Below are 7,538 nucleotides of genomic sequence, written 5' to 3'. Positions count from 1 at the left end.
ATCGTGCTTCGCCATGAAAAACACCCCATAGGTTGGACTGGTGTCCAACTTTTGGGGTGCAGTTCATTGCGGGCCTTGCTTTTTCAGGTCAGGCCTGCATCAGCGCTGGCGGCGCATGCGGCGCAGGCCGAATATTGCCAGCAGGGCAGACATCAGGATGGCGCCCCATTCGCTGAGCGTGGGAACGGCTGCTGCGCCGCCTGCTGGGGCTGCTGCCAGCACAGGCACGAGCGGATCGGCGATCACGCCCACGGCAGGGTTGGTGTCACCAGGGCCGTTGTCCGTGATGGTGTAGGTCACCGTGGTGCGCGCGCTGTCCACGATCACGTTCAGCGCGGTCGCAGGGTCAAACCAGCCGCCGACACCATCGGGCTTGCGGAACTGCACGCCTTCGGGGAGAGCGCTGGGATAGGTGAGAGTCATCGTCACAGATCCGGTGCAGTTTTCGGCGCTGAAAGCGAATTGTCCGCTGGGCGCTTGCAGGTTCGGTGGGGTGGAGGTCACAGGTCCGAAGCCGCCGCCAGGTTGCAGCGTGCAAGTGGTGCCGCCGCCAGACATCGTGGCAGACGGTATGCCGGTCATGCCAGGCACGCTGCCGGGCGCGCTCACCAGTTGCAGTTTGCGTGGCGTGGCTTGTGTGCTTGCAGAGGCTGGACCGGTTGTCCCGTTGGAGGCTGCGACCGTGAAGTTATAGGTGAAGCCATTGCTCAGGCCAGCCACGACGATGGGGGATGTCGTTCCTTGCTGAGTGATCACGCCAGGCGCACCGGGCACGGCCACGGGGGTCGCGATCACGGTATAGCCTGTGATGGGCGCGCCGCCATTGGAAGCAGGTGCAGTGAAGGTTACCGTAGCCTGCCCGTCGTCTGCAGCGATGTTGCCGATGGTGGGGGCTCCGGGTGCCGCTGCATTCACCATGAAGGTTTGAGACACCTGTGATGCAGGCAGGTAGCTTGCGTTACCACTTTGGTTCGCATCAACGGTGCAAGAGCCTGTGTTCACAAAAGTCAGCGTGCCGCCCGTGGTGACCGTGCACACCGCAGTTGTGTTTGCGCTGAAGGCCACCGGCAGGCTGGAGCTGGCCGTCGCGGTCAGTGTTGGCGTTGTGCCGAAAGTTTGGTCGCCGGGGTTTGGGAACGTGATGTTCTGGTTTTGCTGTCCATTCACCAGTACGCCGGTCGTGGCGCCTACGTTCGCCAAATTCAGCACAACGTTGGCGCCACCGCTCGTCATCGTGCTCCCGTTGAGATCGATAGCGGTTCCTAACGACACTCCATTTGCGTCAACATCACCTGGCTGCACGGTATATATGAAGGTCAGGGCGGAGCTGTTGCTGCCACCGACGAAGTTCGCTTGCCGCAGAGTTGAACCAATCGTCAAAGGAATTGAGGGCGTGCCGCCAGCTGTTACGGTCACGGGAGCGCTGTAGGTCACAGTGAACTGCAGGTTCTGTCCAGCACTATAGGTTCCGTCGGGGGGGGACGCTTACTGATTGCACTGAGGCGGCAGGAGCTACAAGCGTGTAGCTCAGCGTGGTTTGGCACGCTTTGGAGTCTGTGATGGTCACCGAATATTGACCGGGAGCCAGTCCTGTCGCGGTTGCCGCTGCGCCACCGGAGGGGGTCCATGAGTAAGCGTAGCCAGGAGTCCCCCCTGTCGCGACAACTGTTGCGCTACCGTTGTTGCCTCCAACGGGATTGATCTGCGACTGCGTGCCTGACAATGTTTCAGGCTGTCCAACGGTCGTAGAAGCTGTTTGATTTGGGCAGTGGCCGTGCCGTTGTTTGCCCCGTTACAAGAGGCATCGGTGTGGGACGCGGACAAGGTCAGCTGTGCGCTTGCAGAGCCGGTGTAGGTGACAAGAGCAAAGATGCCGCCTAGCACCCATGTGCGGAAAACCCCAGAAGACATGTTGTTCCCTTACTTTGGAGATCGGCGCAATCTCTCTAGCTCTGTTTGCTGAACTTTTGTTTGATGACCAAACGCGCTGCAAATTGTATGAATTTGTGTATATTGTGTCTATCACTGAAACTTGGTAGTTACTCCGGCTAGGCGGCCTGGTCCTGCGGCGGTCGTCCCAAGCCTGCCAGCTTCGGGGGATGAGCAAGGAATACAAGCAGTTTCCGCAGTGGGAACGCATCGAGCTGGACTACAGGGCCGGCATCCAGGGCCTGAGGCAAATCGCAGCAGAGCAGGACATCAGCCAGGGGGGCGATCCGCAAGGCGCTGAGAGTGATGACTGGAGCTGGGTGCTGTCGGAGCGCATCCAGGACAAGGCCGAGCAGTCGGTACGCAAGGAGGCGGTACGCAGCGAGGTCTGCGCGGAACGCAGGGCGTCCGAGCGGCCCACGGCCCTTGTGCGCTCACTGCGACTGCCAAGAAATACGGCAGGACTGAGAGCCATTATTCGAACTCCTCGGCGCCCGAGGAATGATCGTTTCTGAATGGCTGGCTTAGCTTGAGAATAGATCCGCAGGTGGTGATGACTGGACAAAGCGTCAACTTCCGGAGGGTGCTCTGAGGCTATATTCCGTCTGCGGGAAGCTGCGTTCGTAACTTGAACGCATGCGCCTGGGAGGGGGTTTCATGCGTGCGCCTGAAGCTGTGTCAAGGCTTGCGATAAATATTCAGAGGAAATTGGCAATGGGTATCGCTTTTCGTCAGACTGAAATCAACATCAAGATTGCCAAGAAGCAAGGCAAGGAGATTTCCAAGCTTCTGCAGGACAAGGGATGGATTGCCGAGGATATGCCGTTGGATGCCGCAATGGCAGCTATTGGCTGGCATGGGAAATATCAAAAAACTCTGCTGATAATTGATGAGATTGATGTTGATAAAATAACCAAACAGGTATCCGAACAGTTCGAGGCTCTGGCTTCTTTTGTGCGAGATGGAAGCTTCGTCCGCTTTGAGTCAGAGGAGAGCAGTAAAGACTACGCTCTATGTGTTTTCGAAGGGGGCAAGGCTCATGGCTATGGATGGTTGGGAACCCATGAAAAGACCGCAGTGGTTGCCGCCATCGGAACTGTGCCCAGCGGCCCATGGAATGAGTATATTCATGACGAATCGCCTTCCCGAGAGAAGCTGACAGATCACCGCTATTGGGCAGTGGTGGCTTGGGAAATGGCGGAAAATATTCAGTTCATTGCCCGGAGTTCCACGAGCTTCAGTGCCAAAGACAAGGATCAATCTTACTGGATCATCCGGGCTTGTGAGGAGGCAAAAACCTCCCTGATCGGGAAACGTCCTCTCCTTGTTCAGGATATCCAGATGTATGAGAAGGGTGTGAGCCAGGTTCCGCAGCGCATTACGAGCGATGTACATGAAATGAAACTGCGCTGGCTAAAAGTGCCGCGCAAGAAGTTGGCAGCGCTGGATTTTGACATCAATGCTGATGAGCTACAGGAGCTTCTCCGCTATCGTGATACTTTTGCGCCAGGGAAAGAGTTCTTGGTTGATGGGCAGGAGGGTGTATATCAACCTGAAGTACTTGAATTCCTAGAATACCTGCGTGGAGCATCTTGGTTTCAGCAGCTTTGCAAGCTGGCGAAGGATGGCGAGAAACGTATGGAGATCATTACGGAATTTCACGGGCTGATGTCTGATGTAATGGAGTCTGCCGATATGAAGGAGCTTTTGTTTAATCTGCATTGGAGCGCTTCCGCTGAGAAGGGAAGCGCTGCCCTCGTTCCTGGCGTGAGCAGTGAAGAGATTTCTTCGTATATGGCTGGCGAAATCTACAACGCAATGCAGAGAATCAGCCAACTGGCCGCGACAAAGTAAGGTTGCTGAGAGGCTTCTCTTGTAGGCGAAAGCACTCTGCTATCAACCGACCATGTGAAGCCTCAGTTAGCGGGCATCAGCACGTCGTGCCGAGCCCGACAGCCTCGGCGTCGGGGGCACTTTTCTTGACACGCTGCATGCGTTCAAAAGAAAGAGGACCCTGGTTCCCCGGGGCCAAACCATGGCTGCTGGCGGCAGGAGTCCTGCGTGATTTACCCGCCCACGCCCTTGCCCAGCGACAGTATTTCGCTCGCATGGACGATGGCCTGGGCAATGTCCTCCACCGAGCTTCGCCGGCTCATGGCCTGGGCGCGGATCATGTCGTAGGCCTGGTCTTCGTTGATGTGGTGGGTTTGCATGAGGATGGCCTTGGCTTCGGCCACGCGGCGCTGGCCCAGCAGCTTGGCCTGGAGCTTGGCGATGCGCTGCTGCTGCTGGCGTGATTCCTTGTGGTTTCTGCGCGCCAGCACCAGGGTGGACAGCAGGCCGAAGGAGCGGATGGGCGAGGGCAGGATGGCTTGCACCTGCAGCTCCAGCACGGCGGAGACGATGGTGGGGTTCTCGTAGTTGACCACGGCGATGGCGGTGGGCGGGCTCTCTCCCTCGCCCTGGGTCCAGGCGTAGTTCAACTGCAGGTGATCGGGGCGCACGGCCAGGAAGACCACGTCCGTGCCCTCGGGCAGGCTGGGCTGGGGCGGCCAGATGGCCTGGACCTGGCAGCCTATGCGCTGCAGCTGCTGGGCCAGCAGTCGGCCGTCCGCGTCGTCGGGGTGGACGATGGCAATGCGCAGCTGGCGCAGTTCCTTGAGCTGGGGCGAGGTGGCGCGCAGCAGCGGCTTTCTTTCCAGCAGCGGCCGGCCTGTGGCAGCGCTGCCGGTTTCCTTGTTCGGTTCGGCATCCACGCTCAGTTCTCCAGGGCACCGAGGCTGGCGGTCCAGTCGCCCAGTGAATGGGTGACCAGATAGGGGTCGGGCGAGACGGCCCGGGTGGCCTGGCGCACGATGGTGAAGCCGCCTTGGGCAGTGGCGCGGCCCACGCGCGGGTACAGCCAGGTGTGGTGGTTGCCGGGATCGAGCCGGATGCGGCCCTGGGGCGCGTCGAACTCGCTGCCCAGCAGATGGGGCAGCAGATCGCCGATGCGGTCGCTGCCGGCCTGGCGGAAGGCGTTGGCGAACAGGTGCATCTGAAAGTAGGCGGCTTCCCAGCACAGGTTGGGCCGGCAGTCGTCGCCCAGGCGCTGGCGCAGCCGGGCCAGGCAGCGCGCATTGGCCGGTGAATCGATGGACTGGAAGTAGGGCGCGGCTGTGAAGTGGCCGGCCGCCACGTCGGCACCCATCTGGGCGATCTCGGCCTCGGAGGTGGTGAGGCTGGCAATCGGCATGGTCTGCGGGTTGAAGCCCGCCTCTGCATAGGCGCGGTAGAGGCTGGCCGTGGAGTCGCCGACCACGGTGGAGAAGATGAAGTCCGGCTGCCTTGCGCGGATGTCCTGCATGATGGCCGCGTAGTCGCGCTCGGTGGCGTCCAGCGGCAGGTAGTGTTCACCGAGCTTGTCGCTGCCGGGGTGCTGCATGACCAGCTCGCCCATGATGCGGTTGGACTCGTAGGGGTAGATGTAGTCCGAGCCGATGAGGTAGACCCGCGCGCCGAAGCTGCTGGTCATGTAGTCGGCCAGCTGCACGCTGTTCTGGTTGGGCGCGGCGCCCGTGTAGATGACATTGCCCGAGAACTCGAAGCCTTCGTAGAGCGTCGGATAGAACAGCAGCCGGTTCCACTTCTCGACGATGGGGATGACGGCCTTGCGGCTGCTGGACATGTAGCAGCCGAAGATGACGTTGATGCCGTCGCGCACGATGAGCTGCTCGGCCAGCGCCGCATAGCGGGCCGGCGTGGAGGCCGGGTCGTAGCGCACGGCGACCAGTTCACGCCCCAGCAGGCCGCCCGACTCGTTGATTTCGTCGATGGCCAGCTGCGCGCCCTGCAGCTGGGACTGGCCTATGGTCGATGTGGTGCCGGTGGCCGAGTAAAGAATGCCGACTCTGACGGGGTCGTTCATGGGTTCCTTGTATGCCAGGTGCTGGCGTGCGTTCTTTGCATGCTTCAGGTTAATCGAGATTGGCGTGGCCGGTGGCCGTGGTCAGCGGCCTGCTGCGAGCCTTGCGCCCATCTGGGACAGCCGCCTTGGCAGATGCCGCGCGTCGTCGGCAATGCCGTAGTTGCGCCCGCCAAAGATATGGCGCACATAGCCGTCGGCCTGGCTGTCCACGGCCAGGCAACTGATGCGTATGCCTGCGGCGCGGGCCTGCTGCACGGCATGGCGCGCGTCTTCGATCAGGTAGCGGTCGTCATGCACGTCGATGTCGGCGGGTGCTCCATCGGTGATCACCAGCAGATGGCGCTGGCCAGCAGGCTCGGCAGCCAGCAGGCTGCTGGCGTGGCGCAGGGCGGCGCCCAGGCGGGTGGAATGGCGCCCCTGCAGTGCCTGCAACCGGGCGGCCGCTGCTGCGGCAAAGGGTTGGCCGAAGTCCAGCAGGCGCAGGTAGCGGACTTCGGCGCGCGTGTTGGACGAGAAGGCGTGGATGGCCAGGCGGTCCACGCCGGTCCTGTGGCCTGCGCGCGATTCGGCCAGCATGAGCGCCGCCTGTTTCTCCAGCTCCAGCAATCTGGCGCCGTGGGGGCCGGGCGTGTTGACCGATTCGGAAGCGTCCATCAGCACCAGCAGGCTGGTGGGGCGCGGGCCTTTGCCGGCACGCATGAAAAGGCGAGGTTCCGGTCGCAGGTTCAGGCGGCGGTCCACCTGGACCTCGATGGCGGCATTGAAGTCCAGGTCATCGCCCTCCCACTGGCGGCGCAGGCGCTGGCGCCGGTCCAGCTGGCGTGCGGGCGGCAGCGGCAGGGGCGGCAGTGTCTGTCTGCCGGCCTGGGAGCCTTTCCCGGCCAAAGCCTCGGCCTGCCATGCGGGCAGGGTGTCGATGACGGTGCACCAGTCCGTCTTCAGGCGCTCCAGCCTGCGATCCCATTCGGGATAGCTGTGGCGGGACAGTTCCAGGCCTGGGTCCAGGTCCAGCGACTGGCCTTCCTGTGCATCGGACTGCTGTCCTGCGCCGGCCGATGGAGGAGGGGCCGCACGCGCAGCGGACTGCTGCAGCGCGAGTGTGTCTTCCTCGCCCTGGGGCGACTCCGGATGCTGCCAGAGATAGCTGTTGTCATCACGGTAGGTGCTGGGCACGGCATGGTGCTGCGGGTCCATGCGCACGCGCATCTGTCCCAGGTCGTTGGCCAGGATGGAGGCAATGGCCCGGAATGCGGCGTAGTCCTCCAGGCCATGGCGCGTGGCGGTGTTCTCGAATAGGTCACGGGCCTTGTGGATCCAGTGGTTGCCGTCCATGCGCTCTGGCCACAGCAGCATGCGGTCCAGCCGGGCCATGAAGGCGGCAAAGCCCAGGTCGGATGGGTCGGGCTCGGGGGCGATGCAGGCCTCAAACCAACGGCGCACGCCGGGGTGCTGCAGGCACAGCAGCCGCTCCACGCGCGCATCTTCCAGTGCGCCCACCACGGCCTGGCCCATGGGCTTGAGGGCGCTGCTGTACTGGCGGGCGGGCGAAAAGCGCAGGTGGGCTGCGGCATGGGCCATCGTCGCTGCGTGCAGGTGTGCCTGAATGGGCAAGTTGGCGGGAATCAGCAGCCGGGCAGGCTGGCTGATCAGCACGGCGCGCGGCGGCAGGGCGTGGGCCTGGCCCGGCGCCGGGGCACTGGCC

General features: G+C 62.2%; 7 protein-coding genes. 2 read left to right on the top strand and 5 right to left on the bottom strand.

Annotated elements, in window-relative coordinates:
• Positions 1 to 99 precede the first annotated feature (99 nt).
• Positions 100 to 1,434, bottom strand: coding sequence for an IPTL-CTERM sorting domain-containing protein (locus L995_RS05180; protein WP_231574357.1), 1,335 nt, complete (start codon positions 1,432 to 1,434; stop codon positions 100 to 102).
• A gap of 25 nt (positions 1,435 to 1,459) precedes the next feature.
• Complete coding sequence (locus tag L995_RS34860; RefSeq protein ID WP_082001486.1) at positions 1,460 to 1,723, bottom strand: SprB repeat-containing protein; 264 nt, start codon at positions 1,721 to 1,723, stop codon at positions 1,460 to 1,462.
• A 376-nt stretch (positions 1,724 to 2,099) separates the two neighbouring features.
• Here L995_RS34860 and L995_RS05175 point away from each other — a divergent pair, with 376 nt between their 5' ends.
• Both L995_RS05175 and L995_RS05170 read left to right on the top strand, forming a co-directional pair.
• Positions 2,100 to 2,444, top strand: coding sequence for a hypothetical protein (locus tag L995_RS05175; protein WP_047469815.1), 345 nt, complete (start codon positions 2,100 to 2,102; stop codon positions 2,442 to 2,444).
• A gap of 199 nt (positions 2,445 to 2,643) precedes the next feature.
• On the top strand, positions 2,644 to 3,783 hold the full coding sequence (locus tag L995_RS05170; protein WP_231574356.1) for a hypothetical protein: 1,140 nt from the start codon (positions 2,644 to 2,646) through the stop codon (positions 3,781 to 3,783).
• Positions 3,784 to 3,995: 212 nt separating this feature from the next.
• Here the strand turns inward: L995_RS05170 and L995_RS05165 are convergent, their stop codons facing one another.
• From L995_RS05165 to L995_RS05155, 3 genes are all read right to left on the bottom strand, one after another.
• Positions 3,996 to 4,685 (bottom strand): ANTAR domain-containing response regulator, encoded by a 690-nt coding sequence (locus tag L995_RS05165; protein WP_047469812.1) that lies wholly within the window; start codon positions 4,683 to 4,685, stop codon positions 3,996 to 3,998.
• A gap of 2 nt (positions 4,686 to 4,687) precedes the next feature.
• Positions 4,688 to 5,836, bottom strand: coding sequence for a transporter substrate-binding domain-containing protein (locus L995_RS05160; RefSeq protein WP_047469809.1), 1,149 nt, complete (start codon positions 5,834 to 5,836; stop codon positions 4,688 to 4,690).
• A gap of 81 nt (positions 5,837 to 5,917) precedes the next feature.
• A partial coding sequence (locus tag L995_RS05155; protein ID WP_047469806.1) for a nitric oxide reductase activation protein NorD occupies positions 5,918 to 7,538 on the bottom strand: 1,621 nt, incomplete at its 5' end.

Origin of the sequence: Delftia sp. ZNC0008 (genome assembly GCF_000799035.1) — a bacterium.
GTDB lineage: Bacteria > Pseudomonadota > Gammaproteobacteria > Burkholderiales > Burkholderiaceae_C > Comamonas > Comamonas tsuruhatensis.
This window is presented reverse-complemented; position numbering and strand designations above follow the sequence as displayed.